Source organism: Burkholderia pyrrocinia (assembly GCF_022809715.1).
GTDB classification, from domain to species: domain Bacteria; phylum Pseudomonadota; class Gammaproteobacteria; order Burkholderiales; family Burkholderiaceae; genus Burkholderia; species Burkholderia pyrrocinia_C.
Map to the genome: position 1 here is coordinate 1,524,548 of NZ_CP094460.1, position 23,894 is coordinate 1,548,441.

At 66.5% G+C, this 23,894-nt stretch carries 19 protein-coding genes; 5 read left to right on the top strand and 14 right to left on the bottom strand.

From position 1 onward, the window contains the following. Positions 1 to 229: 229 nt before the first annotated feature. Positions 230 to 1,642, bottom strand: a complete 1,413-nt coding sequence (locus MRS60_RS23785) for a discoidin domain-containing protein (RefSeq protein WP_105391708.1) — start codon at positions 1,640 to 1,642, stop codon at positions 230 to 232. Positions 1,643 to 1,909: 267 nt separating this feature from the next. On the opposite strand from MRS60_RS23785, the gene MRS60_RS23790 reads away from it, so the two are divergent. Both MRS60_RS23790 and MRS60_RS23795 read left to right on the top strand, forming a co-directional pair. Continuing rightward, a complete protein-coding gene (locus tag MRS60_RS23790; RefSeq protein WP_105391709.1) occupies positions 1,910 to 3,331 on the top strand; it encodes a PLP-dependent aminotransferase family protein in 1,422 nt (473 codons plus the stop codon). Positions 3,332 to 3,593: 262 nt separating this feature from the next. Further along, a complete protein-coding gene (locus tag MRS60_RS23795) occupies positions 3,594 to 4,364 on the top strand; it encodes a hypothetical protein (protein WP_243565637.1) in 771 nt (256 codons plus the stop codon). Positions 4,365 to 4,500: 136 nt separating this feature from the next. On the opposite strand, the gene fdhA is transcribed toward MRS60_RS23795, so the two are convergent. The 8 genes from fdhA to MRS60_RS23835 form a co-directional block, all read right to left on the bottom strand. Beyond that, a complete protein-coding gene (fdhA, locus tag MRS60_RS23800) occupies positions 4,501 to 5,697 on the bottom strand; it encodes a formaldehyde dehydrogenase, glutathione-independent (RefSeq protein WP_027781331.1) in 1,197 nt (398 codons plus the stop codon). 252 nt (positions 5,698 to 5,949) lie between these two features. After that, entirely contained in the window at positions 5,950 to 7,140 is a 1,191-nt protein-coding gene (locus MRS60_RS23805; RefSeq protein ID WP_243565638.1) for an efflux RND transporter periplasmic adaptor subunit, read from the bottom strand. After that, positions 7,140 to 8,984, bottom strand: coding sequence for an efflux transporter outer membrane subunit (locus MRS60_RS23810; RefSeq protein WP_243565639.1), 1,845 nt, complete (start codon positions 8,982 to 8,984; stop codon positions 7,140 to 7,142). Before MRS60_RS23810 ends, MRS60_RS23805 begins: the two co-directional genes overlap by 1 nt. Positions 8,985 to 8,992: 8 nt before the next feature. Further along, positions 8,993 to 9,931 carry a glycosyltransferase family 2 protein gene (locus MRS60_RS23815; protein ID WP_105391714.1) on the bottom strand — a complete coding sequence of 313 codons (939 nt, stop codon included), beginning with the start codon at positions 9,929 to 9,931 and terminating at the stop codon, positions 8,993 to 8,995. Between the two features lie 10 nt (positions 9,932 to 9,941). Further along, positions 9,942 to 11,543: a DHA2 family efflux MFS transporter permease subunit gene (locus tag MRS60_RS23820; protein ID WP_243565640.1), complete on the bottom strand. Its 1,602-nt coding sequence runs from the start codon at positions 11,541 to 11,543 to the stop codon at positions 9,942 to 9,944. After that, positions 11,540 to 12,823 carry a glycosyltransferase gene (locus MRS60_RS23825; protein WP_131946375.1) on the bottom strand — a complete coding sequence of 428 codons (1,284 nt, stop codon included), beginning with the start codon at positions 12,821 to 12,823 and terminating at the stop codon, positions 11,540 to 11,542. Before MRS60_RS23825 ends, MRS60_RS23820 begins: the two co-directional genes overlap by 4 nt. A 16-nt stretch (positions 12,824 to 12,839) precedes the next feature. Continuing rightward, positions 12,840 to 13,409: a methyltransferase family protein gene (locus tag MRS60_RS23830; protein ID WP_034180761.1), complete on the bottom strand. Its 570-nt coding sequence runs from the start codon at positions 13,407 to 13,409 to the stop codon at positions 12,840 to 12,842. Positions 13,410 to 13,476: 67 nt separating this feature from the next. After that, entirely contained in the window at positions 13,477 to 14,379 is a 903-nt protein-coding gene (locus MRS60_RS23835) for an alpha/beta fold hydrolase (protein WP_105391717.1), read from the bottom strand. A 722-nt stretch (positions 14,380 to 15,101) separates the two neighbouring features. Between MRS60_RS23835 and betI the strand changes: the two genes are divergently transcribed. The 3 genes from betI to betA are packed head-to-tail and all read left to right on the top strand — an operon-like array spanning position 15,102 to position 18,902. Further along, the gene (betI, locus tag MRS60_RS23840) at positions 15,102 to 15,686 is read left to right on the top strand and encodes a transcriptional regulator BetI (protein ID WP_034180763.1); all 585 of its coding nucleotides are present in this window, start codon (positions 15,102 to 15,104) and stop codon (positions 15,684 to 15,686) included. 31 nt (positions 15,687 to 15,717) lie between these two features. Then, entirely contained in the window at positions 15,718 to 17,187 is a 1,470-nt protein-coding gene (gene betB, locus MRS60_RS23845) for a betaine-aldehyde dehydrogenase (RefSeq protein ID WP_105391718.1), read from the top strand. Positions 17,188 to 17,201: 14 nt separating this feature from the next. Further along, complete coding sequence (gene betA, locus MRS60_RS23850) at positions 17,202 to 18,902, top strand: choline dehydrogenase (protein ID WP_034180765.1); 1,701 nt, start codon at positions 17,202 to 17,204, stop codon at positions 18,900 to 18,902. Between the two features lie 210 nt (positions 18,903 to 19,112). Here the strand turns inward: betA and MRS60_RS23855 are convergent, their stop codons facing one another. The 5 genes from MRS60_RS23855 to MRS60_RS23875 all read right to left on the bottom strand — a co-directional run bounded on the left by MRS60_RS23855 (position 19,113) and on the right by MRS60_RS23875 (position 23,661). Continuing rightward, positions 19,113 to 20,399, bottom strand: a complete 1,287-nt coding sequence (locus MRS60_RS23855) for a type II toxin-antitoxin system HipA family toxin (protein WP_243565641.1) — start codon at positions 20,397 to 20,399, stop codon at positions 19,113 to 19,115. After that, entirely contained in the window at positions 20,392 to 20,709 is a 318-nt protein-coding gene (locus MRS60_RS23860; RefSeq protein ID WP_034180767.1) for a helix-turn-helix domain-containing protein, read from the bottom strand. Before MRS60_RS23860 ends, MRS60_RS23855 begins: the two co-directional genes overlap by 8 nt. Before the next feature lie 720 nt (positions 20,710 to 21,429). Then, positions 21,430 to 22,014 (bottom strand): dual specificity protein phosphatase family protein, encoded by a 585-nt coding sequence (locus MRS60_RS23865; RefSeq protein WP_034180768.1) that lies wholly within the window; start codon positions 22,012 to 22,014, stop codon positions 21,430 to 21,432. Between the two features lie 13 nt (positions 22,015 to 22,027). Further along, a complete protein-coding gene (locus MRS60_RS23870) occupies positions 22,028 to 22,522 on the bottom strand; it encodes a hypothetical protein (protein WP_217590246.1) in 495 nt (164 codons plus the stop codon). Then, positions 22,519 to 23,661: an MGDG synthase family glycosyltransferase gene (locus tag MRS60_RS23875; RefSeq protein ID WP_105391721.1), complete on the bottom strand. Its 1,143-nt coding sequence runs from the start codon at positions 23,659 to 23,661 to the stop codon at positions 22,519 to 22,521. Before MRS60_RS23875 ends, MRS60_RS23870 begins: the two co-directional genes overlap by 4 nt. Between the last annotated feature and the right edge of the window lie 233 nt (positions 23,662 to 23,894).

The window sequence follows — 23,894 nt, forward strand, 5'->3', positions numbered from 1 at the left end:
CACGACGCAATTACCGGCCCGCGCAAAGCGGGCCGTCGTCTTCCTGCCGTTCCAGCGCCTTCTCACGCGTCTCTCCTCGTCCTGCCAGCCTGGCTCCCGCGATTGACGGAATGCACACCCATCGATTTCCCGAAATATCGCGATACCGAAATCTGCTACGTATCAACGATCGCCGCAGCAATGGGGGCGACACTCTACCGAGACATTGAAGGCCGCATCCGGCTCGCGCTTACGATCCCCACACCTGCATTTCGTACAGCGAGTAACCCCACTGCGTCGCGCGCTTCGTGCCGAGCATCCGCACGTAGCGGCCGCTTCCATTGAGGTTCGGCAGCGTGACGTGGCTATATGAACCGCCGTTGCTCGTCGAATAGATCGTCGTCCAGTTGACGTTGTCGTTCGACGTCTGGATCTGGTAGACGAGTGCGCCCGCATCCCAGTACAGATCGACGTGATCGATGTGCTTCGTCGCGCCGAGATCCACGGAGATCCATTGCGGATCGACACCGGTGCCTTCCGGCGAATCCCAGCGCGTGCTCGTGGTGTTGCCGTCGAACGCCTTGTCGGGTGTGAGCGACGCGTTGTAGCTCGCCGATGCGGCAGCCGGGCGCCCTTGCGACAGCAGCGTCGGCTGCGCGGCGGCCGGGCCGCCGTAATAGCTCGACCCGAGCTTGGCCTTCGTCGTATCGGCATTCACGCCGAACTGCGACAGGCTCCAGCGCTGGCCGGTCGTCACGTCGCCGACGTAGAGCTGGTAGCCGCCCGCCGTCGTCGACGAGAAGAACAGGTAGTTCGTACCGCTCACCGGCGCCGGATCCGAGTTGTTGCTCACGCAGTCGTTGAGCGACAACGCGTTCGGCGTCGACGCCGGGTCCGCGGTCTTCGCATAGATCTGGTCGGCCCCGCCGCTGTCTTTCCAGCGCGCGTAGAACACCATGCCGTCCGCACGCACGATCGGGTAGTACGTCTGCAGCCCGGCCGGACGATCGAATACGGCGGTCGCGCCGGTCGCGATCGTGCGCTTCATCAGGCCCATGCTCGAGCCGGTGCCGGTCGCGTAGTACACGGCGCTCGCATCCGGCGCGAGAAACGGCATCGAGTATTCGGCGCCGGCCGGTGCGTGCGTCAGGCTCACGACCGACGTGAACGCCGGGCCCGCGCTCGTGTACGACAGCGTGGCCTGCTTGACGTCGCCGTTCTGCTTGAACACGAGCGTCTTGCCGTCCGCGCTGAATTTCGGGTCCTCGTTGCGCGTGGCGCCCGTGCTGTTCGTCATGTTGACGGGCGGCGTGCCGGCACCGAGCTGCAGCATGAACACGTTCCATGCGCCATTGCTGATGCCCATGAACGCGAGCCACTTGCCGTCGGGGCTGAACACGCCGTTCATCGGATCGCTAATGCCCCACGTGCTCTTGCTCAGTTGCGTCAGCGTACGGGCCGAGAAATCGTAGAGGAACAGCTGGCTCGTGCCATCGCCGTACTTCACGTAGCTGTGATAGACGAGCTTGCCGGTCAGCGCGGCGGGAAACGTCGTGTTCGGCTGGGCCGCGGGATTGCTGATGCAGGCCGCCGTGGCGGCGCCGTTGAACAGGTTGAGGGCGAGGCCGGCCACCAGGCCCGCGATGAGGGTCTTCGATTTCACGCTGAATGATTCCGGGTAAGGTAAGGACGCCGCAGACAAGGTCGCGCGCAGGACGCGCAAGGGTCACGGATCAGCCGCCGGGCAGCGTGGACTCCTTCATAGTCAGACGTCGGGAACAGAACTTGCGAGAGCATGCCCGCTTGTCAGACGAAAGAAAAGGATCAAAGTCCATCAAAAACTTGCGGATCAGCGATTGGGGCGCAATTGCGCGCGACGGGTGCCGTGCTACTCTTTTTTCAGCAAGGCCCGAGCGGCCGGAGGGCTGGCATGAAGCGATATGCGGCGCTGGCGCAGACGATAGCCGACGCAATCCGGCGCGGCGACCTGGCCGCCGGTGCGCGCATCCCCACCGTGCGGGCCGCGTGCCGCGCATATCGCGTGAGCCCGTCGACCGTGTTTCGCGCGTACTACGCGCTCGAAAGCGAGGGTCTGATCGTCGCGCGTGCGCGATCCGGTTATTTCGTTGCGAACCTCGAAGACAAACACGTACGGTTCGGTCACGATCCACCGCGCAAGCCGGCCGCCGCACAACCCGGCGACGACGATCCGCTGTTCCGCCTGCTCGACTCCCTGAAGCACGAGGACATCGTCCCGCTCGGCTCGGCGTTCGCCAGCTATTCGCTGTTCCCGATGAGCAGCCTGTGGCGCTACGTGGCGTCGGCAGCCCGCAGCATGGACCGCACGACTCTGCTGTCCGGCCTGCCGCCCGGCAACGACGCGCTGCGCCGCCAGATCGCATTGCGCTACCTGAACGCGGGCGCGGCCTTGCCGATGGACGAGATCATCATCACGACCGGCGCGCTCGAAGCGCTGACGCTCAGCCTGCAGGCGCTGACGCGCCCCGGCGACATCGTCGCGATCGAGCGACCGGCATTCTACGCAGTGCTGCAGGCCGTGCAGCGCCTGCACCTGAAAGCCGTCGAGATCCCGGTCGACCCGCGCACCGGCCTCGATCTCGACGCGCTCGCCGAAGCGCTCGATACGCATCCGGTGCGCGCGTGCTGGTTCATGACGTCGTTCCACAATCCGACCGGCGCGACGTTGACCGACGAGCGCAAGCACGCGCTGATCGACCTGCTCGCGTCGCGCGGCGTTCCACTGATCGAGGACGACGTATACGGCGAACTGCATTTCGGCACGACGCCCACACGCCCCGCGAAACTGTATGACAACAGCGGGCTCGTCCTGCATTGCGGTTCGTTCTCGAAATGTCTCGCGCCCGGGTTCCGGATCGGCTGGGTCGCGGCCGGACGCTACGTGCGGCAGATCCGGCAGGCGACAGGCGCGAGCGCGCCGGCGGCCGACGTGCCCGCGCAGATGGCGATTTCGAGCTACCTGAGCGACGGCGGCTACGACCGCTTCCTGCGGAAACTGCGGCGCAATCTCGCCGCGCACCAGGCGCAGATGCTCGCCGCGGTTCGCGCGTATTTTCCGGACGGCACCGAAGTGTTCGCGCCGCGCGGCGGGTATTTCCTGTGGATCGAACTGCCGCCGCGCGTGGATGCGATGCACCTGTTCGGCGATGCGATGGAAAGCGGCGTCAGCATCGCGCCGGGGCCGATCTTTTCCGCGACCGGCGGATTCCGCCGTTATCTGCGGCTCAATTACGGCCGGCCGTGGACGCCCGCCGTCGAGCGCGCGATGGAAACCATCGGGACGCTCGCTGCCCGGCAGCGGCACGACGGTTAGCGCGGAACGTGTAGATCGCGACGACCGACATGCTCCTTGCGTTTCGCGCGCGAGCGACAAAGAATGAAGCGGAAGGCAGCCGCGGACGAACGTGTTCAACGCGTCCGATGTTATGGAGAATCATGTGAGCACCGCATGCGAACGACGGTCGACGACGCGCGCTCCGCTGGCTGACGGCGCGCGTGGATCGATTGCCGCGTTCGAAAAAAACACGCTCGTCGGCGACTGTTCGTCTCGTTAACGACACCTGCCGCTTCGAACCATGCGAGTCCTGCCCATCCGGAACATCCGCGCGCGCGATGCCTGGCGCGCCGTGCTGAACACGCGTGCCGAATCACGACATACCGCTTGCTGCCGCTGCAGGGCATGCGGCTTCGTGGCGTTTCGCGCACTCGAGCACTGCCCCGTCTGCGGCCGATGGAACTGGCCGTTCGATCCGATTCGCCGCGCATCGGACGACGCTCACACCACACGTGCGCCACGGTCCTTCCACACGTGGTCGTCGCGCGTCGCGCGTACGCTGCGCAACGCGGCCTTCCGGCAGCCTCGCGCATCGAGCGCACCGATCCTGAGCATCCTGACGCTCATGCTGCTGGTCGGCGGCTACGTGACGGCCGACCGGACGTGCAAGGCCGATCCCGTTTGTCGCGGCTCCGATCCGCCTGCCGCGTCAGCGGCCGAGTCCGGCCTCCATGCATCGCCCGATCCGGTGTTGCCGGTATTGCCGGTGCCCGTCTATCCGTTTCATTCGACTGACGGAACGCAACTGGCAGCCAATCCACAACGCGACGGCCCGAGCGCCGGCGAACCCGTAAACCGGATGCCGGTTGTGCAGGCCGCGCCGTCGATTCGCGAGCCCGGCCGAACCCACACCAAGGTAGTTCGCGTGAAAGACTGGCGACGCAGCCGCGATTCCGCGCATCGCACGCATGCGATCCGTCGGGTGAGCCTGCACACCGGTCACGGCCACGGCCACGCGCGGCGCAATGCATCCGACAAAGCCGACATCGCGAAGCTCTATGCCGGCCACTGAGCGTGCGGTCCTGCCGTTCGCGCCCACAGCAAAAACGGGCGGCCCGTTTCCGGAGCCGCCCGTTTTCGCGTTTCGCGTTTCGCGTTTCGCGTTTCGCGTTTCGCGTTTCGCGTTTCGCGTGTCGAACGCTAGCGCATCAGGCCGCCAGCAAGCCGTGCGGGTCGATGACGAATTTGCGCGGCGCGCCGCCGTCGAACTTCTTGTAGCCTTCCGGCGCCTGGTCGAGCGAGATCACTTCGACGTTGACGATCTTCGCGATCGGCAGCCGGTCGAACAGGATCGCCTGCATCAGGTTGCGGTTGTACTTCAGCACCGGCGTCTGACCCGTGAAGAACGAATGCGACTTCGCCCAGCCGAGGCCGAAGCGGATGCTCAGGCTGCCGTGCTGCGCGGCCTTGTCCTTCGCGCCCGGATCGTCGGTCACGTACAGGCCCGGGATGCCGATCGCGCCGGCCGGCCGCGTGATTTCCATCAGCGAGTTCAGCACCGTCGCGGGCGCTTCCTCCGAGTGGCCCGACGAACCGTGGCCGTGCGCCTCGAAGCCGACGCAGTCGACCGCGCAATCGATCTCGGGCACACCGAGAATCTGCTCGATCTGTTCGCCGAGCGATGCGTCCTTCGACAGGTCGACCGTCTCGAAGCCCATCGCCCTTGCGTGCGCGAGGCGCTCGGCATTCATGTCGCCGACGATCGTCACGGCCGCGCCGAGCAGGCGCGCCGATGCGGCCGCCGCCATCCCGACCGGGCCCGCGCCCGCGATATAGACCGTCGAGCCCGGCTTCACGCCTGCGCTCACCGCGCCGTGATAGCCGGTCGGCAAAATGTCGGACAGGCAGGTCAGATCGCGGATCTTCGCCATCGCCTGGTCGCGGTCGGGGAATTTCAGCAGGTTGAAATCGGCATACGGCACGAGCACGTATTCGGCCTGGCCGCCGATCCAGCCGCCCATGTCGACGTAGCCGTATGCACCGCCGGCACGCGACGGGTTCACGTTCAGGCACACGCCCGTATGCGTGTCCTTGCACATCGCACAGCGGCCGCACGCGACGTTGAATGGCACCGACACGAGATCGCCGATCTTTAGCGTCTCGACGTCGCGGCCCACTTCGACCACTTCGCCCGTGATCTCGTGACCGAGCACGAGGCCGACCGGCGCGGTCGTGCGGCCGCGCACCATGTGCTGGTCGGAACCGCAGATGTTCGTGCTGACCACCTTCAGAATCACGCCGTGGCCGATCGCGCGGCCGCTCGGATCGACCATCTTCGGATAATCGATTTTCTGGACTTCGACCTGGCCCGGTCCAAGATAGACGACACCTCGATTGCTGCTCATCGTATTGTCTCCATGTCTCGTTGGATGGCGCGGCGGCACGCCGGCGAATGCGGCGCGCACGCAACGTGCTGTTCGAGAGTAGTCCGGGAGGCAGGGGCGCCGATGTCTCAAACGCGACATGCGTTTGAACGGCGCCGACATCGATGGCGGAAATACGAAAGTCGGGCGGGAAACGACGGGAAGGCAGTGTGCAGCGGGATATACCGGGGGTCGGACCGCCCTGGCGGCCTGCCCTCCACTTTTCGGCAGGCGTTACCCGCCCTGATTCTCCCGGATGATCGCCGCGGCGGCCGCTTCCGCCTCGCTCGCGACGCCGTCGTGCACGCGTGTGCTGACGGCCGGCGTCGGCGGCTCGCTGTCGAGCGCGTGGCCGTTGCGGTCGTGCGTGTCGACCGTCACGCGCATCGACAGCCCGACGCGCAGCGGATGCGCGGCGAGATCGCGCGGATCGATCGCGATCACCACCGGTACGCGCTGCACGACCTTGATCCAGTTGCCGGCCGCGTTCTGCGACGGCAGCATCGAGAACGCACTGCCCGTACCCGCCGAGAAGCCCTGTACGCGGCCGCGATAGGCGACGCGCGTGCCATAGAGATCCGACACGACCTCGACCGGCTGCCCGACGCGCATGTGGCGAATCTGCCCTTCCTTGAAATTCGCGTCGATCCACAGCCGGTTCAACTGCACGACCGACATCAGCGGCACGCCGGGGCCGACCTGCTGGCCGACCTGCACCGAGCGTTGCCCGATCGTGCCGTCGACCGGCGCGACGATCGTCGTGCGCTTCAGGTTCCGGTACGCGAGCTTGAACTGCGCGGCCGCCTGCACGACGGCCGGGCTTTCGTCGACCGGCAGCTTGGTGCCGAGCGCGCGCGCGGCATCGAGCTGCGCCTGCGCGGCCGCGAGATTCGCCTGCGCGCCGGCCACCGCCGCGCGCGCACGCGCCAGCTCCTCGGGCGCGACGATCTCGACCGACGCGCCCGAGCGCGCCGCGAACGCGCGCTGCGCGAGCGACAGGTCGGCGCGCCGTGCATTCACGGCCTCGACGTACATCGTGTTCGAGATCTTCGCGTTCGCGACCTGCCGCACGGCCTGCGCGAGCTGCGCCTTCGCCTGCGCGAACGCGACGGACGCCTCGGTGTCGTCGAGCCGCACGAGCGTCTGCCCGGCGCGCACGGCCTGCGTATCGGCAACCAGCACGTCGGTCACGGCGCCCGGAATCTGCGCGGCGACCTGCACGATGCTGCCCGCGACATACGCGTCGTCGGTGTCTTCGTAGTAGCGGTCGCTCAACAGCCAGTACGCGATCCACGCGAGCGCGGCCAGCAGCACGACCGCGAAGAACACGGTGAAGCGCTTGCGACGCGTCGCGCGGCGCGCATCGAGTGCCGGATCGTTCAGCGCGGCCGGCTGCGCGGCGGTATGAAGGTTGTCGTGGTGCATCAGTCGCTTTGCGTAACGATCAGACGATCGTGCTGGAAGACGGGGATCGCCGGCATGACCGACGCGCCCGGCGCCGGGCTCGCCGATGCCGTGCGCGCGAGAACAGGCGTACCGCGAGGCGCCGCGCCGGGGTTGGTTGCACCGACCGTCGACGGACGCGCCGCGTCGTTGCGCGGTGCGGATGCCGAGGCGGCACTCGCCGTGCCGGTAGCCGGCGACACTGCCACGCTCCCCGAGCGCGCGTCGTTCGACGTACCCGCCGCCGCCCGGCTCGCGGCCGCGGCGGCACCAGTGGTCGCCGCACCGCGCCTCGCCGCCCCACTGCGTGCCTGATGCACGGCCGGTGCCTGCGCGACCGTTGCGCCCGCATCGAACCCGCCGCCGAGCGCGCCGATCAACCCGACGCGCAGCGTCCGCTGCCGGCCGAGCAGCGCGATCATCTGCGCGCGCTCGTCGATCAGCGTGAGATCCGCGACATCGACATCCTTCTGCATCAGCACGCCGCGCCGGTGGCGGTCGGCCGCGATCTGCACGATCTTCTGCGCGGCGGCCACCGCATCCTGCTGCTGCGCGACGAGCGTCTGCGACGTTTGCAGCGACGTGACGAGCTGCGCGACCTGCCCGAGTGCATCGTCGACGGTCTTGTTGTACAGCCCGATCGCGACGTCGGCCTGCGCGACATCCGCGCCGAGCTTCGCCTTCAACCGGCCGCGGTCGAAGATCGGCAGCGAGATCGCGGGGCCGACGGAGCCTGCGAGCGAATCGCGCGAGAACAACGATGCGGGTGTCAGCGCGAACACGCCGCCGAGCGCGACGAGGTTCACGTCCGGATAGAACTGTGCGCGCGTCGAATCGGCATTCGCGAACGCGGCTTCGACGCGCAGCCGCGCGGCGACGATGTCGGGCCGGCGGCCGAGCAGGTCGGCCGGCAGCCGCGCCGGCACGGCGTTCCCCGCGAACGCGCCGACGCGCGGCCGCTGCAGCGAGAGCCCGCGCTCGGGGCCGCGGCCAGACAGCACGCCGAGCTGCAGTTGCGCGAGCTTGATCTGCTCGTCGTTCAGCGCGATCTGTTCGAGCAGGCGGCTGCGCTTGATCGATGCATCGCTCGCGTCGTACGCGTTGTCGAGGCCGCGCGCGGTGCGCTCGCGCAGCACGGCCGTCACGCGCTGGCTGATCTTCAGCTTCTGTTGCAGCAGGTCGCGCACCGCGTACGCCTGGTCGAGCTGGCAGTACACGGTGACGATCGCGACGGCGAGCGTGAGCCGCACCTGTTCGGCCTCGACGCCGGCCGCGTCGCGCAGCGACATCAGGCTCTTCGTCGCGGCGCGGTTCTTTCCCCACAGGTCGAGCTGGTAGTTCAGCCCGACGAACACCGACGACGGCGATACGTTCGGATCGCCGAATATCTCGACCGGCACGCGATAGCCGGCGGCCGTCACGTCGGCGATGTCGCCGGGCTTCGGCATCCGCGCGCGGCTGACCGTGGCTCCAGCCGTGCCTGTCAGCCCCGTCAGCGAATCGAACTGCTGAAGCTGCGCCTGCGCGATCCGCAGCCGCGCCTGCGCGACCTGCAGATCGGGGTTGTTCTGCGATGCCTCCGTCACCAGTTCGTCGAGCTGCGGATCCTGCAACTGCTTCACCCAGTCGGGCGCGGGCCACGCGCCGTTCGCGCCGGGGCCGGCCGTGTGCGCGAGCGCATCGCCGGCCGGCGCGCGCAGCGACAGCGAAGGCAGGAAGCCCGACGGCACGCATCCGCCCAATGCGAGCAGCACGGCCGCCGCCGCGATCATCGAGCCGCGTTGCACGCCACACGCCAAACCCGCCGCTTTCTTCACACGCCGCATCGCGCCCCTCATCCCTGCTGAATGCGCTGCGCGCGTGCGGCCAGCCGCGGCCGCGTGCGTTCGAGCGGACCGAGCCGGCCGAACAGGCCATCGGCGACACCGAACAGGATGCCGGCGAGCTTCGCGCGCTTGTCGCGCTCGACGAGCGCGATCTGCACGACCTGCCACACGGTCAGCAGGTTCGGCACGATCGCCACCGGAAAGCGCAGCCCGTACTGCATCCCGAGCTGCACCGCATTGCGCGCGCTGTAGTAGCGCCGTTGCCACGAATGATTCATCGACGTCATTTCAAAAGGGCCGATCGCATGACGCTGCTTCGCGCCGATCCGGTGCGGCAGCACCAGCGACGGCACGACATAAAGCGGCACGTTGCGCGACAGTGCGCGGAAGCTGTATTCGGTATCGACGTGATCGATGAACAGCGTCTCGTCGAACCGGCCGAGCACGTCGAACGCGCCGCGCGATACGACGCAGCCCGACGAGATCAGGAACGCGCAGCGCTGCATCGGTGCACCCGGCTCGATGCGCAGGCGGCGCAGCCCGATCCCGTTGGTCGAGAGTTCGGGCAGGAAGCTGCGCGCGTTCTCGTCGAAGATGCGCGGGCCGGCCAGGAACGCACGCCCCGCGAGCCCCGCGCAGACATCGCGCATCGCCGGGAAATACGCGGCCGGCACCGACGAATCCTGGTCGAACAGCGCGACCGCATCGATGCGGTCGCGAAACAGCGCCGCGAGCCCCGCGTTGTATGCGCCCGCGATCCCGCCGCGGTTGCCGTGATGCAGCAGCGCGATGCCTTCGCGCGCGCACAGGTCGCGCGCCCGCGCATCGGGCTGCGGCGTGTTGTCGACGACGAGCAACGCGTCGCATGCGTGCCGCCACGCGCCAAGCGCTTCGAGCTGCGCGTCGCTCGGGTAATACAGGATCACGAGTGCGCCGAGTGTCGTCATGTTCGTCTCCTCAATGCCCGAAGGACGCCGCCGCGCCGCGCTTCGGCCGCGTCAGCCACATCATCGCGGCGAGCACGAGGCAGGTCATGCTCGCCATCCAGAACATGTCGTTCGTCGCCATCATGTAAGCCTGCTGCATCACGACCTGGTGCAGCGTCGTCAGCTCGCGCACGCCGTCCACGCCCATCGCGTTCAGCGTGTGCACGAAGCGCTGCGTGTTCGCCGACGCATGCGTGACGGATTGCGACACGACGTCGTAGTGATAGGTCGCACGGTTGTCCCACAGCGTCACGCTCATCGCGGTGCCGAACGCGGCCGACAGCGTGCGCAGGAAGTTCGACAGGCTCGACGCAGCGGCGAGCCGGTCGTCCGGAATCCGCGACAGCGTCGCGGCGGTCAGCGGAATGAAGAAGCACGGCAGCCCGATCCCCTGGATCAGCCCCGGCGCGGCGATCTGCGCGAACGTCATCTTCAGCGTGAAATGCGCGTCCCACGCGAGCACGGCCGCGAACACGAGGAAGCCGAACGTCGCGAGCACGCGCGCGTCGAAGCGGTGCGCATGCAGCCCGACGAGGATCGAGAACACGAGCGCGAGCACGCCGAGCGATGCCGTGGCGAGCCCGGCGTGAAACGCGTTGTAGCCCATCACGGCCTGCATCCACAGCGGGAACACGACGCCGACCACCGAGAAGCTCATCATCCCGAGCGAGATGATCAGCACGCAGAACGAGAACGTGCGGTCGCGAAACAGGCCGAGATCGACGACGGGGTGCGCTTCGCCCGCCTCCCAGATCAGCAGCGACACGATCGCGAGCGCCGCGACCACCGCGAGCGTGACGATCAGCGGCGAATCGAACCAGCCGCGATCGTGGCCGAGATCGAGCATCGCCTGCAGCGAGCCGACGCCGATCACCAGCAGCACGATGCCCGGCACGTCGATCGGGCCGGCCGCGCCGCGCTGCGCGTCGGGGCGCAGCATCGCGGTGCACACCGCGAACGAGAACAACCCGATCGGCAAATTGATCAGGAAGATCCACGGCCACGAGAAGTTGTCGACGATCCAGCCGCCGACCACCGGCCCGAAGATCGGCGCAAGCAGCACCGTCATCGCCCACAGCGCGAGCGCGATCGTGCGCTTGTCCGGCGGGAACGTGCGCAGCAGGATCGTCTGCGACAGCGGCACCATCGGCCCCGAGCACAGCCCTTGCAGCGCGCGGCAGATCACCAGCACATGCAGGTCGCGCGCGAGCCCGCACAGCAGCGACGTCAGCGTGAACAGCAGCACCGCGCCGACGAACAGCCGCAATTCGCCGACGCGGCGCGCGAGCCAGCCGGTCAGAGGCACCGCGATCGCGGCCGCGACCGAATACGAACTGATCACCCACGTGCCCTGGCTGTTCGATACGCCGAGACTGCCGGAGATCGCCGGCACCGCGACGTTCGTCACGGTCGAATCGAGCACCTCGATGAAGGTCGCGAGCGACAGCGCGAACGTCAGCAGCGCGAGCCGGATACCGCGCACCGGCTGCGCGGCCGGCGCTGGCGCCAGGGCCGGCGCGTCGAATGCGGACGGCGCGCCGGGCGCATCGCGAAGCGGCGACGCGGTGCTCATGCGCCGGCCACCGCGACATCGGCCCGCACGATCGCCCGCCCGCGCTTCGGCGCGAACCGTTCGATGAAATCGGCGGCCGCATCACAGCCGTCCGGTGCGGCGGCGAGCAGCGCACGCGCGCGCTCCGCATGCACCGCGAATGCGGGTTCGTCCAGCACGTGCGCCAGCGCCGCGCCGAGACGCGCGCCGTCGACGGGACCGTCGACGCGCACGCCGCAGCCGCTCACCGCGACGCGTTGCGCGTTGTCGAACTGGTCGTGCGCGAACGGCGTCACGACCTGCACGATCCCGGCCTCGTACGCGAGCGCCGCGGTGCCGATCCCGCCGTGATGCACGAGCGCGCGACAACGCGGCAGCAGCGTGCGCATCGGCACGAAGCGGCGCACGAGCAACCGGTTGCCGTCCGGCGCGGCATCGTGCGGCGTCAACAGGATCCCGCGCGCGCCCGTCGCGCGCAGCGCGTCCGCCACCGCGCGCGCATACGTCGCGTGATCGACGAGCGTCGAGCCGGCCGTGAACACGACCGGTGGCTCGCCGGCCGCAAGAAACGCATCGAGTTCCGCATCTTCGTCAGGCGCCGCGATGTCGTTGAACAACGGAAAACCGCTTTGCAGATGATTCGACGGCCAGTCGGGCTGCGGCGGCGCGAACCAGCCGGGAAACAGGCACAGCACGCCGTCGGTCGAATGCAGCCAGCGGCCGAGCACGCGCCGCGCGGGCGCGAGCCCGAGTTCACGGCGCACCGCGTCGAGCGCGGGGCCGCATACGCGGTCGAGCACCTGCCGCTCGATCAGCGTCATCAGCGCCGCCTTCACCGGCAGCGGCCAGCGCGCGGGAATCGTCAGGCGCGGGTGCGTCGGCGGTGCATGCGCGGACAGCAGCGTCGACGGCGACACCTGCACCGACACGTAAGGCGTGCCGTGCAGCTCCTGCATGAAGCGCGCGGAGAACGCCCACAGCGTGCCGACGAGCACCGTATCGTCGTCGGTCAGCGCATGCAGCGCGTCGTAATGCGGGCGCAGCATCGGCGCGATCACCTGCCACAGCGTGCGGAACGACGTGCGCGGGTCCCACAGCGCGGGGTTCGCCATCGCGGCCTCGTATTCGGCCGCAGTGCCGACCGGCACGAATGCGAAACCGCAACGGCGCACGGCCGCCTCGAACGGCGCGTGCGTGCAGAACACGACGGCGTGACCGCGCGCCGCGAGCGTGCGCGCGACGCCGAGCAACGGATGCACGTCGCCCGCGGAACCGATCGCGGTCACGATCATCTTCGCCATCGCGCGCCTCGCGGTATCAGTAGAAACCGGGAATCAGCGCCGCGACCTCGCGGCGGTACTGCGTGTACGCCGACCCGAAATACCCGGTCAGCCAGCTCTCCTCGACGCGCACCTTGTACGCGAGCGACGCGAACACGAGCAGCACGCCGATCGCGCCGCGCCATTCGCCGCCGATCAGCGCGGCGCCGACGAGCGCGAGCAGGCAGCCCGTGTAGATCGGGTGACGCACGAGCGCGTACGGCCCCGTGCGCACGAGTTCGTGGTCTTCCTTCAGCGTGACCGACACGCTCCAGTTCGTACCGAGATGCAGCCGCGCCCACACCGAGAACAGCAGGCCCGCGACCAGCACCGCGAGCCCGCACTGTGCCTGCAGGCCGAAGCGCTGCCAGTCCGGCACGAGCGCCTGCCAGGACGGATCGGGCAGGATGATCAGCGCGCCGCCGACGATCAGCGGAATCGACTGCAGCGTGCGCGAGCGCGACGCTTCCTTGCGCACGGTCGTCTTCACGCCCTGCGACGTGGCGATCCAGTACGCGAGCCATGCGGCCCAGGGAACGACGATGGCGATGGTCTGAACGATATTCACGGCTGGCCTGCCTCGTTGGGATGGGAATTCGGGTGCGCGGGCCGGGCCCGCGGCACGACGTGCGGCGTCACGACGACAGCGCGTGCAGCGGCGCGGGCACGCACGCATGCGCGGCGGCGTGCGCGATGCCGGCCGCGACGGGCGACCCGTCGCAGAAGAAGTCGAGCAGCGCCGCACGCGTGTGTTCGCGCTGCGCGCGGCCTTCGATGTCGAGGAAATGGCCGGCGTCCGGCACCGTCGCGAACCGCGCGCGCGACACGTGCGCACCGAGCTGGCGAACATCGGCCGGCGTCGTGTATTCGTCGCGCTCGCCGTTCAGGAACAGCAGCTCGCAGCCGATGTTCGAGAATTCGCTGAAGTAGCGCTCGGGCTGCAGCGACAGGATCTGGTCGACGTGGAACGCGACCTGGTCCTGCTCGTCGCGCGGCAGGCGCGTGAGATACCGGTAGTTGTACAGCTTCATGATGCGCGGCAGGTAGCGGCCGACGGTGTCGTTCAGCAGCTGCGCGGCCTTCAGGTTCTCGCCGGCCGCGATGTGATCGCGGGCGCGCGTCACGTAGTCGACCATCGCGTCGTTCAGGAACGGCGAGAACGAGCAGATCGCCGCGCGCCGCACGCTCGGGCAGCCGCGCGCGAGCGCGAACAGCGATGCGACGCCGCCCCACGACACCGACACGAGGAATGCCGGCGCGAAGCGCTCGACCAGATGCTGGAGGATCGCGGCTTCGTCGTCCTTGGTCAGGATGAAGCAGCCCGGATTGTGCTGGCGCGACTGCCCCGCGTACGGCAGGTCGAAGCAGATCGTGTTCATCCGCTCGCCCAGATACTGGACGGTCTGCCCGAACGACGCGGTCGTCGCGAGCGCGCCGTTGACGAGCATCGCCGTGTCGAACGCCGGGTCGAACACGTTCCGTTCGACGTAGACCTTCAGACCATTCGGCAGCGGGACCACGTGTTTTTCGGTCGGCATCGTCGTTCTCCGGTGGATGCGGCGTCTCGACGTCGCGGCATGCTGCAGGTGCGCAATGGCGGGTGCCGGCCCTGCGCGCGACCTGTCGCCGCGCCCATTGCCGACGCACCGCGGCAAATACCGGCGGCGCCCATTCATTCCTCGTAGTGCGGCGCCATACTAATACGGACAATATTACTGACTCAAGTCACTCCAACGATTCCCTCTATTCGACCCGGGAATACACCGGATTCAAATTTTTTTATCAATTTATATGGTATGAGAGATCGCCACAAAGGCACTGGCAATCGTTTGCGAGGCGTCATCTCCGGCGGAAATTAATCACATATTTCCGTTCAAATTCAATGCGATACGTCATTTAAATCGATTGATTTAAACGGATTTCCGGAATTTTCCGATCTTCATCACTTGCACTCGCCATTCCACATCGTGAAGAATATTACAGGCATCCACACTCTTTCGTTTTGTAATAGAAACGCTACTGGAAATTTTCCGGTGCATTGCACCATCTTTTCACAAACCGTTTTAAACAAACTCCAGCTTAATTAACCTTCTTTCAATTCGTTTTTCCGCATCTGCACATCGCGGCAAGCGATCGATCCGTCACCCTGCAGAACACCCTGCCATCGTCAGACCCCGATTTTTTGTTGATTGATCGTTCAATAAAAAACCGCTAAGCTCTCGACTTCCATGGATGGCCCGTCCGGGCGAAGGGAGTCGCGATGCCGAAAGTCGGAATGCGGGAGATACGCCGCGCACAGTTGATCGACGCCACGCTGCGTTCGATCGACGAAGCGGGCCTGCCCGGCACGACGCTCGCATCGGTCGCGCAACGCGCGAAGATCTCGACGGGCATCGTCAGCCACTACTTCGGCGACAAGGACGGCCTGCTCGAAGCGACGATGCGGCACGTGCTGCGCGACCTGTGGTCGGCCACCACGCGCCGCCGCGCGGCGGCGCGCAAGGATCCGCGTTCGCGGCTGCGTGCAGTCGTCGCCGCGAACTTCGACGAGACGCAGGTCAGCGCGCCCGTGATGAAGACGTGGCTCGCGTTCTGGTCGCAGAGCATGCACGACCCGATGCTCAAGCGCCTGCAGCACGTCAACACGCGGCGCCTCCATTCGAACCTGTGCGCGGAATTCGCGAAGGCGTTGCCGCGCACGAAGGCGCGCGAAGCCGCCAGCGGCCTCGCCGCGCTGATCGACGGCCTGTGGCTGCGCGGCGCGCTCGCCGGCGGCCCCATCGACACCCGGGCGACGCTGAAGCTCGCCCACGATTACATCGACCTGCTGCTCGCGTCCGACTGACGCGCACACAGTCGCCCTCAAGGAGATCCTCATGTCCGTATTCGGTTTGCAGCGCCTCTACATCGGCGGCGGTTACGTCGACGCCACGAGCGGCAAGACTTTCGACACCTTCGATCCCGCCACCGGCGAACTGCTCGCGCAGGTGCAGCAGGCGAGCGCGGCCGACGTCGACCGCGCGGTTGCGTCCGCGCAGGAAGGCCAGCGCGAATGGGCCGCGATGACCGCGATGCAGCGCTCGCGCATCCTGCGCCGCGCGGTCGACCTGCTGCGCGAGCGCAACGACGAACTTGCTGCGCTCGAAACGCGCGACACCGGCAAGCCGATCGGCGAGACGCTCGCGGTCGACATCGTCACCGGCGCGGACGTGATCGAGTATTACGCGGGCCTCGCGACCGCGATCGAAGGGCTGCAGGTGCCGCTGCGCGCCGATTCGTTCGTCTACACGCGCCGTGAACCGCTCGGCGTGTGCGCGGGCATCGGCGCATGGAACTACCCGATCCAGATCGCGTGCTGGAAGACGGCGCCCGCGCTCGCGGCCGGCAACGCGATGGTGTTCAAGCCGAGCGAAGTCACGCCGCTGACCGCGCTGAAGCTCGCGGAAATCTATACGGAAGCCGGCGTGCCGGCCGGCGTGTTCAACGTCGTGCAGGGCGACGGTTCCGTCGGCGCGCTGCTCACGGGCCACCCGGACATCGCGAAGGTGTCGTTCACGGGCGGCGTCGAGACGGGCAAGAAGGTGATGTCGCTGGCCGGCGCATCGTCGCTGAAGGAAGTGACGATGGAACTCGGCGGCAAGTCGCCGCTGATCGTGTTCGACGATGCGGACCTCGACCGCGCGGCCGACATCGCGGTGACCGCCAACTTCTTCAGCTCGGGCCAGGTCTGCACGAACGGCACGCGCGTGTTCGTGCACCGCTCGATCAAGGACGCGTTTACGCAGCGCGTGCTCGAACGCGTGAAGCGCATCCGCGTCGGCAAGCCGACCGATGCCGATACCAACTTCGGCCCGCTCGTGTCGGCCGCGCAGCTCGACAAGGTGCTCGGCTTCATCGAAAGCGGCAAGGCCGAAGGCGCGAAGCTGCTGGCAGGCGGCACGCGCCTGACCGACGGCCACTTCGGCAGCGGCCAGTACGTCGCGCCGACGGTGTTCGGCGATTGCCGCGACGACATGAAGATCGTTCGCGAGGAAATCTTCGGGCCGGTGATGAGCATCCTCGATTTCGAATCGGAGGACGAAGTAATCGCTCGCGCGAACGACACGCACTACGGCCTCGCGGCCGGCGTCGTGACCGAGAACCTGTCGCGCGCGCACCGCACGATCCATCGCCTCGAAGCCGGCATCTGCTGGATCAACACGTGGGGCGAATCGCCGGCCGAAATGCCGGTTGGCGGATACAAGCAATCCGGTGTCGGACGCGAGAACGGCATCACGACGCTCGAGCACTACACTCGGATCAAGTCGGTGCAGGTCGAGCTCGGCCGCTACAACCCGGTGTTTTAAGGAGATTGACCGTCATGACGACACGCGAATACGACTACATCATCTGCGGTGCAGGTTCCGCGGGCAACGTGCTCGCAACGCGCCTGACGGAAGATCCGGACGTCACGGTGCTGCTGCTCGAAGCGGGCGGCCCCGACTACCGCTTCGACTTCCGCACGCAGATGCCGGCCGCCCTCGCCTATCCGCTGCAGGGCCGCCGCTACAACTGGGCGTACGAGACCGACCCCGAGCCGCACATGGACAACCGCCGGATGGAATGCGGCCGCGGCAAGGGGCTCGGCGGCTCGTCGCTGATCAACGGCATGTGCTACATCCGCGGCAACGCGCTCGACTACGACAACTGGTCGACGCACAAGGGCCTCGAGAACTGGACGTATCTCGACTGCCTGCCGTACTTCAAGAAAGCCGAGACGCGCGACGTCGGCCCGAACGACTATCACGGCGGCAGCGGCCCCGTGTCGGTCACCACCAGCAAGCCGGGCGTGAACCCGCTGTTCGAGGCGATGGTCGACGCGGGCGTGCAGGCCGGTTATCCGCGCACCGACGACCTGAACGGCTATCAGCAGGAAGGCTTCGGCCCGATGGACCGCACCGTCACGCCGCGCGGCCGCCGTGCGAGCACCGCGCGCGGTTATCTCGACCAGGCGCGTGCGCGGCCGAACCTCGAGATCGTCACGCACGCGCTCGCCGACCGCATCCTGTTCGACGGCAAGCGCGCATCGGGCGTCACGTACCTGCGCGGCAGCGAGCGCGCGACCGCGCATGCGCGCCGCGAAGTGCTCGTGTGCAGCGGCGCGATCGCATCGCCGCAACTGCTGCAGCGCTCGGGCGTCGGCCCCGGCGCGTGGCTGAAGGAACTCGACATTCCCGTCGTGCTCGACCTGCCCGGTGTCGGCCAGAACCTGCAGGACCACCTGGAGATGTACATCCAGTACGAGTGCAAGGAGCCCGTGTCGCTGTACCCGGCGCTCAAGTGGTGGAACCAGCCGAAGATCGGCCTCGAATGGATGCTGAACGGCACCGGCCTCGGCGCGAGCAACCACTTCGAGGCGGGCGGCTTCATCCGCACGCGCGACGACGATCCCTGGCCGAACATCCAGTATCACTTCCTGCCGGTGGCGATCAACTACAACGGCTCGAACGCGATCGAGATGCACGGCTTCCAGGCGCACGTCGGCTCGATGCGCTCGCCGAGCCGCGGCCGCGTGAAACTGCGCTCGCGCGATCCGAACCAGCATCCGAGCATCCTGTTCAACTACATGGCCGAAGCGCTCGACTGGCGCGAGTTCCGCGATGCGATCCGCGCGACGCGCGAGATCATGCGGCAGCCCGCGCTCGACCGCTATCGCGGCCGCGAGCTGAACCCGGGCGCCGACTGCAAGAGCGACAAGGAGCTCGACACGTTCGTGCGTGCTCGTGCGGAGACCGCGTTCCATCCGTCGTGCTCGTGCAAGATGGGTTACGACGACATGGCGGTGGTCGACGAAGAGGGTCGCGTGCACGGGCTGGAAGGCCTGCGCGTCGTCGATGCATCGATCATGCCGATCATCACGACCGGCAACCTGAACGCGCCGACGATCATGATCGCGGAAAAGATCGCCGACAAGATTCGTGGGAAGCAGCCGCTCGCGCGTGTCGACGTGCCTTACTTCGTCGCGAACGGCGCGCTCGCGCGCGATGTCGCGAAGGCGGTGAGGCAGCCGGAGACGGTTTGACGACGGCGGGCGTGCTGCCCGCTCATCGACATACTGACGAAACGCCGCCGGCAGTGACGGTTGGCGGCGTTTTCGTTTCTTTTACGGTGACTTGCGCGGAAGCGAGTTCCCGACTTGCAGCCATGTGATCACATCGGCCGGATGAGTTCGCGGGCGCACGCGTTTTGAACGGCTGGAGGACTTCTGAACCGTTCGCCGGCCGGTTCATCTTCACCGGTGAGCGCGGCCCGCGGGACCCTGGCGTAGCAGGGCAACGTTCTCGTTGATGCGGCCTTGGATCGTGCGCAAGGTATCTCGAGTAATAATCCGCGGGTACATGTTCTCGGCCATGTCCGAGAATTGGCTGGCCACTTCGCAAATGCCGTCAATCATTCTGCCGGCAACGGCCTGGGGCACTTCGGCTTCCTCGGCAAGCCGAAGCATGTGCGCGCGGGAAATCTCCAGTGCCTCACCCATCACGTCCATTTGGTGATATCCACCGGGTCCCTCGCAGAAGGTCACGTCGTAGGCCGGCGCCAGTCTCCACTGACCATTTGGCGCCATGACGTAGGAGAAGTTCTTGGGATGGTCGTCTCGGTTGTTAAACGCGACGTTGAAGACGGCGCGCTCGAAGGCCCTCCCCATCTCTCGCACGTCGTTGGTACAGATCTGGGTCGCCCGCAAGAAGTTGAAGTAGTCCAACGACCCCGCAATCCGGTAATCGGCCCCCGTAAACGCCGCGAGACTCTGCATGGGGACGCGCAATCCATCATGCCGATCAAAGCGCTTGCTGGCGAACGCCGCCAGCCCATTGGGCAAACCGAAGTACTGCGTGTCCGGGGTCTCGATGCCACATCTGCGCAGACATTCGGCGTAGACCATCTCGATGGCGCACACCTCGGCATGCTCTTCTCCGCCCGGGAACTTGACCAGCCAGGCGTCGAAGCCCGGCGTGACGGCCGTGGTAAGCCCACCGGTTTGCGGATCGCGATAGACCAGGGCCTTGGGCCTTGCACCTTGGGGCGAGCCGCCCACCAGCAGCAACGTCTGCAGGAACTCACTACCTTCACCATGGAGCACTTCCTGCACTTCGGCAGCAAGCTGTTCCAGCGGGATGTGGACGTCCGGCGCCTCTCCTTCGGGTGCGACGGGTTCAAACGTCATGGCCCCCATCGCGTTGCTACCGATATAGGCCAACCGCTCCAGGGCGCCAATGCGGGCCGTGTTGAGTCCACGGCGCCTGAACATACGGTCCATCAGCAGCATGCCCCACCCGTCTGGCAAGGCGTCATAGACAGGCCCCGGAAGTTGCAACTGATGGCCTGGGAAATCTCGCCGCAACTGAGGGCCCTCCAGCGGCAGCGTGTACGAAGACAGCTCCAGGCCCCTTTGCCTGGCCTCGTTGCTGTACTCGAACACGATCAGTGGGCGACCGGTCAGGGCTGTCGTGGAGACCAGCGTGCCCCAATGCCATCGCTCCCCCCAGCCCTCGTAGAAGACATTCACTTGTTCAGGCATTGCTGGACTTCCTCCTTGTACGGAGGCGCTTGGCTGTTTTCTCGTAGCGCAGAATGTCCTCGATGCTGTCCAGCTTTGGCTGGAACAGACCTTCGAACTCCTTGATTCGGCCGAGCGCCATCGCCACCCGGACCACGGCCTCGAAGCCGACATTGCGCCCGGCCTCCAGGTTGGACACGGTGTTGGCCCCAATGCCGGCACGCCCGGCCAGATCCGACTGAGTCATGCCCAGAGCCAAACGCTCTGTGCGCAAGCGATCGCAGAGGCGCTTGACGACCTCACTCGGCTTGCTAAAGCTTAAATCCAACATAGTGTGTATCTACCCCTTCTATGCCAGTTAGCACCCAAAATTATAGAATTAACGCCACCTTGGCTCAAGAGGCGTAATTCCTAAATTTCACGCCTTATCGGCAAAATTACGACAATAACCACAATATAATGGAGTTAAGCAGCTCCACGCCAAAGAAGCGGCCGATCAGACCGCTCCGGCTGCGCGGACTATCCGGGGCAGTGCGGAGGTCGGATCCCATGTTGCACGAGTGCACGGGATGGGTGAACCGGATCGTGTACTTCGTCGGTTCGCTCATGCCGCTGGCACCTTCGAAGGCAAAGATGTCCGCGAGCGCGGCGCTCTTCGCCTAAGGCATGCCCAGACTGCAGGACTGGTGGATGTCGACGCCCGCACGTGCGGATGGAACGACAAGAACGCTGCTCGGGGCCAAGGATCCTCTCCCTCTCAAACGTTTGCGAAACAACCCGGGACGATCTTGTTCTGCATACCTTAAGAATTAAATTGAACGAGTCCTGAAATGCGATTGGAATGAAAGGAAGTCTGTCGGGCCACAAGGCGCCAATCATGACCACACTTCAGATTCGCGGCAGGAAGCCGCTCGCGTGCGTCGTCGTGCGTTACTTCGTCGCGAAGGCGGCAAGGCAGCCGGAGACAGTCTGACGGTTGCGGGCGCGTTGCCCGAACGCCCACGAGAAACGCCGCCGACGATTACCGTCGGCGGCGTTTTTCATTTCCGGCTCAACCGTTGTTGACCTCTTGCCGCAAATGCTCGACGTCGACGTGCTTCAGGTAATTCGTGATGTTCTGCCAGATCGGATGGAACCCGTAGCCGCCGTGCTGCAGTTCGTCGAGCGCCTGCTCGCGCGTCCAGCCCTGGTACACCATCCGGTACAGCGCCGACACGAGCCCGGTGCGATCGGCGCCGTGCTGGCAATGGATCAGCACCGGGCCGTCCTGGTCGGCGGTCCGCAGCGCCTTCAGCGCGGCGACCATGTCTTCGTCGCGGATGTACCACGTATTGATCCGGATGCGCTGCATCGTGATCTGCGTGCCGGCCAGGATGCTGTCGTCCGCGTGAAATGCGCGGAAGCTGATGACCTTGCGGATGCCGAGCTTCTGCAATTCCGGCACGTCTTCCCGCGAAAGCTGCGCGCTGCGGTACAGCGTCGGCGTGATGCGATGCAGGTTGTTCACGCGCGCATCGGCAATGTTTTGCGCCCATTGGATCGGGCGTGAGGAAACGCCGGACACCGGGTCCGCATGGGCCGGCTGCACGAGCCCGGCAAGCGTAACGGCGATCGCGGCAATGAAGGCGATCTTCATGTTGGTTCGGTGTTCAGTGGAATGCGCGCTCGCGCTCGCGCGACAGGATGAACAGGACGATCGCGGCGGCGCTCATCGTCCAGTAGTCGGTAGGCGCCACGCCCAGCCAGTGGATATGCCAAGGCACGTGCGCCGGGTTGAAGCGGGCAAGGCCGTAGGCCGGATTCAGCACGAACCACAGAAAATCCTCGGTCAGCCAGAACACCATGATGCACGCGATGATGCGGGCTTCGATGCGCCACGACCAGCGCGCGTTGAAGATGGGCGGCAGATGGAAGAACAGCGCGACGAACGGGAACACCCACGCGTGGTATCCGGTCATCGGGCGCCCGCCCCAGAAGATATCGAGCAGCCAGTGCTTGTCGATGCGCCAGGTCGGCAGGTTGGCGGCCCAGCCCGCGCTGCCCTCGATCTGGATCTCGACGTTCGCGAAAAAGAACGCGAGCAACATGACCCACGCGACGACGAACAACGTATGGCGCGTCGGCACAAAACGCGCGACGCTCATGCGGCAGGCTCCAGGCCGAGCACGCGATCGAGCACGAAGCGTCCTGCCAGCGGCCGCCCGAGCGGGGCCAGGCGGCGGCGCATGTCGGCCAGGCGCTCCGGCGTCTGCAGCAGCGCGCGGATCCGGTAGACGAGCGCATCGTCGTCGATGGCCTTCAGCGCAACGCCCTGTTCGAGCAGGAAATCCGCATTGCGCTCTTCCTGGCCCGGAATCGGCGAGTTGACGATCATCGGCAGCTGCATCGCGAGACATTCGGACGTCGTCAGGCCGCCCGGCTTCGTGATGACGAGGTCGGCACAGGCCATCAGGCGTTCGACCTGCTGCGTGAAGCCCTGCGGAAAGAGCCGGCCCGGATGCCGCGCAGCGAGCGCCTGCAGCGACGCCAGCATCGCCTGGTTCTTGCCGGCCAGCGCGATCAACTGGAAATCGGCGTCCATCTCCAGCAGCCGCGTCGCCAGCACGTCGAGTCCGCCGAGGCCCGCACCACCGGACATCATCAGGAACGTCGGTCGCGCGGGATCGAGGCCGAATTCGGCCGCGCAGGCCGCGCGGTCAAGCGGCTGGCCGAACGCCGGCATGATCGGGATGCCGCTGACATGCACCGTTTCAGGCGCCATGCCGCGCGCGTGCATGCGCCACGCGATCTCGTCGTTGGCCGCGAAGTAGCCGCGCATGTTCGGCACGACCCACATGCTGTGCAGGTCGAAATCGGTGACCTGCACCCACACCGGCGTGTCGACGCGCCCCTTGCGGATCTCGCGCGACAGCAGTTCGGCCGGCAGGAAGTGCGTGCAGATGATCGCGTCCGGGCGCTGCCGTTCGATTTCCGCGAGCAGCTGCCGGCAATTGAGCCGCTCGATCGCGCGCCGGATTTTCTGCGACGGCGCGGCGGGATCGACCTCGTCGGTCTTCTGGTACAGGTAACCCCACAGCGCCGGCTGGCTGCTGACGAGCTTGATGTAGAGGTCGGTGTACAGCTTGCGAAAGCCGGTGGACACGAAATCCATCACGTCCAGGTGCGTGGCTTCGATGCCGGCGGGATGACTGCCTGCGAATGCGCGGATCGCTTCGGCCGCGCGGGTATGCCCGGCGCCCGCGCTGACGCTCAGGAGAAGAATTTTTTTGTTGTGCTTTGACATCTGACTGACCGTTTCGATGAAGGTGATCCGGACGCGGGTTCGGCAGCGGCGCTCTCACGCGACTGCGTCTCGCGTCCGGCTTTCAACAAGCTTGGCGGATCTTCGGCGGTGCGGGCGGTCGGGTACCCCGAATCGATCGATCGCCGGCATTGCCTGCGGAATCATACTGCGTCCGGTCGATGCGGCTCGGATCTGCTGCCGCCGCGCTGTCAGTCAGGGTGGCATGGCGCGCG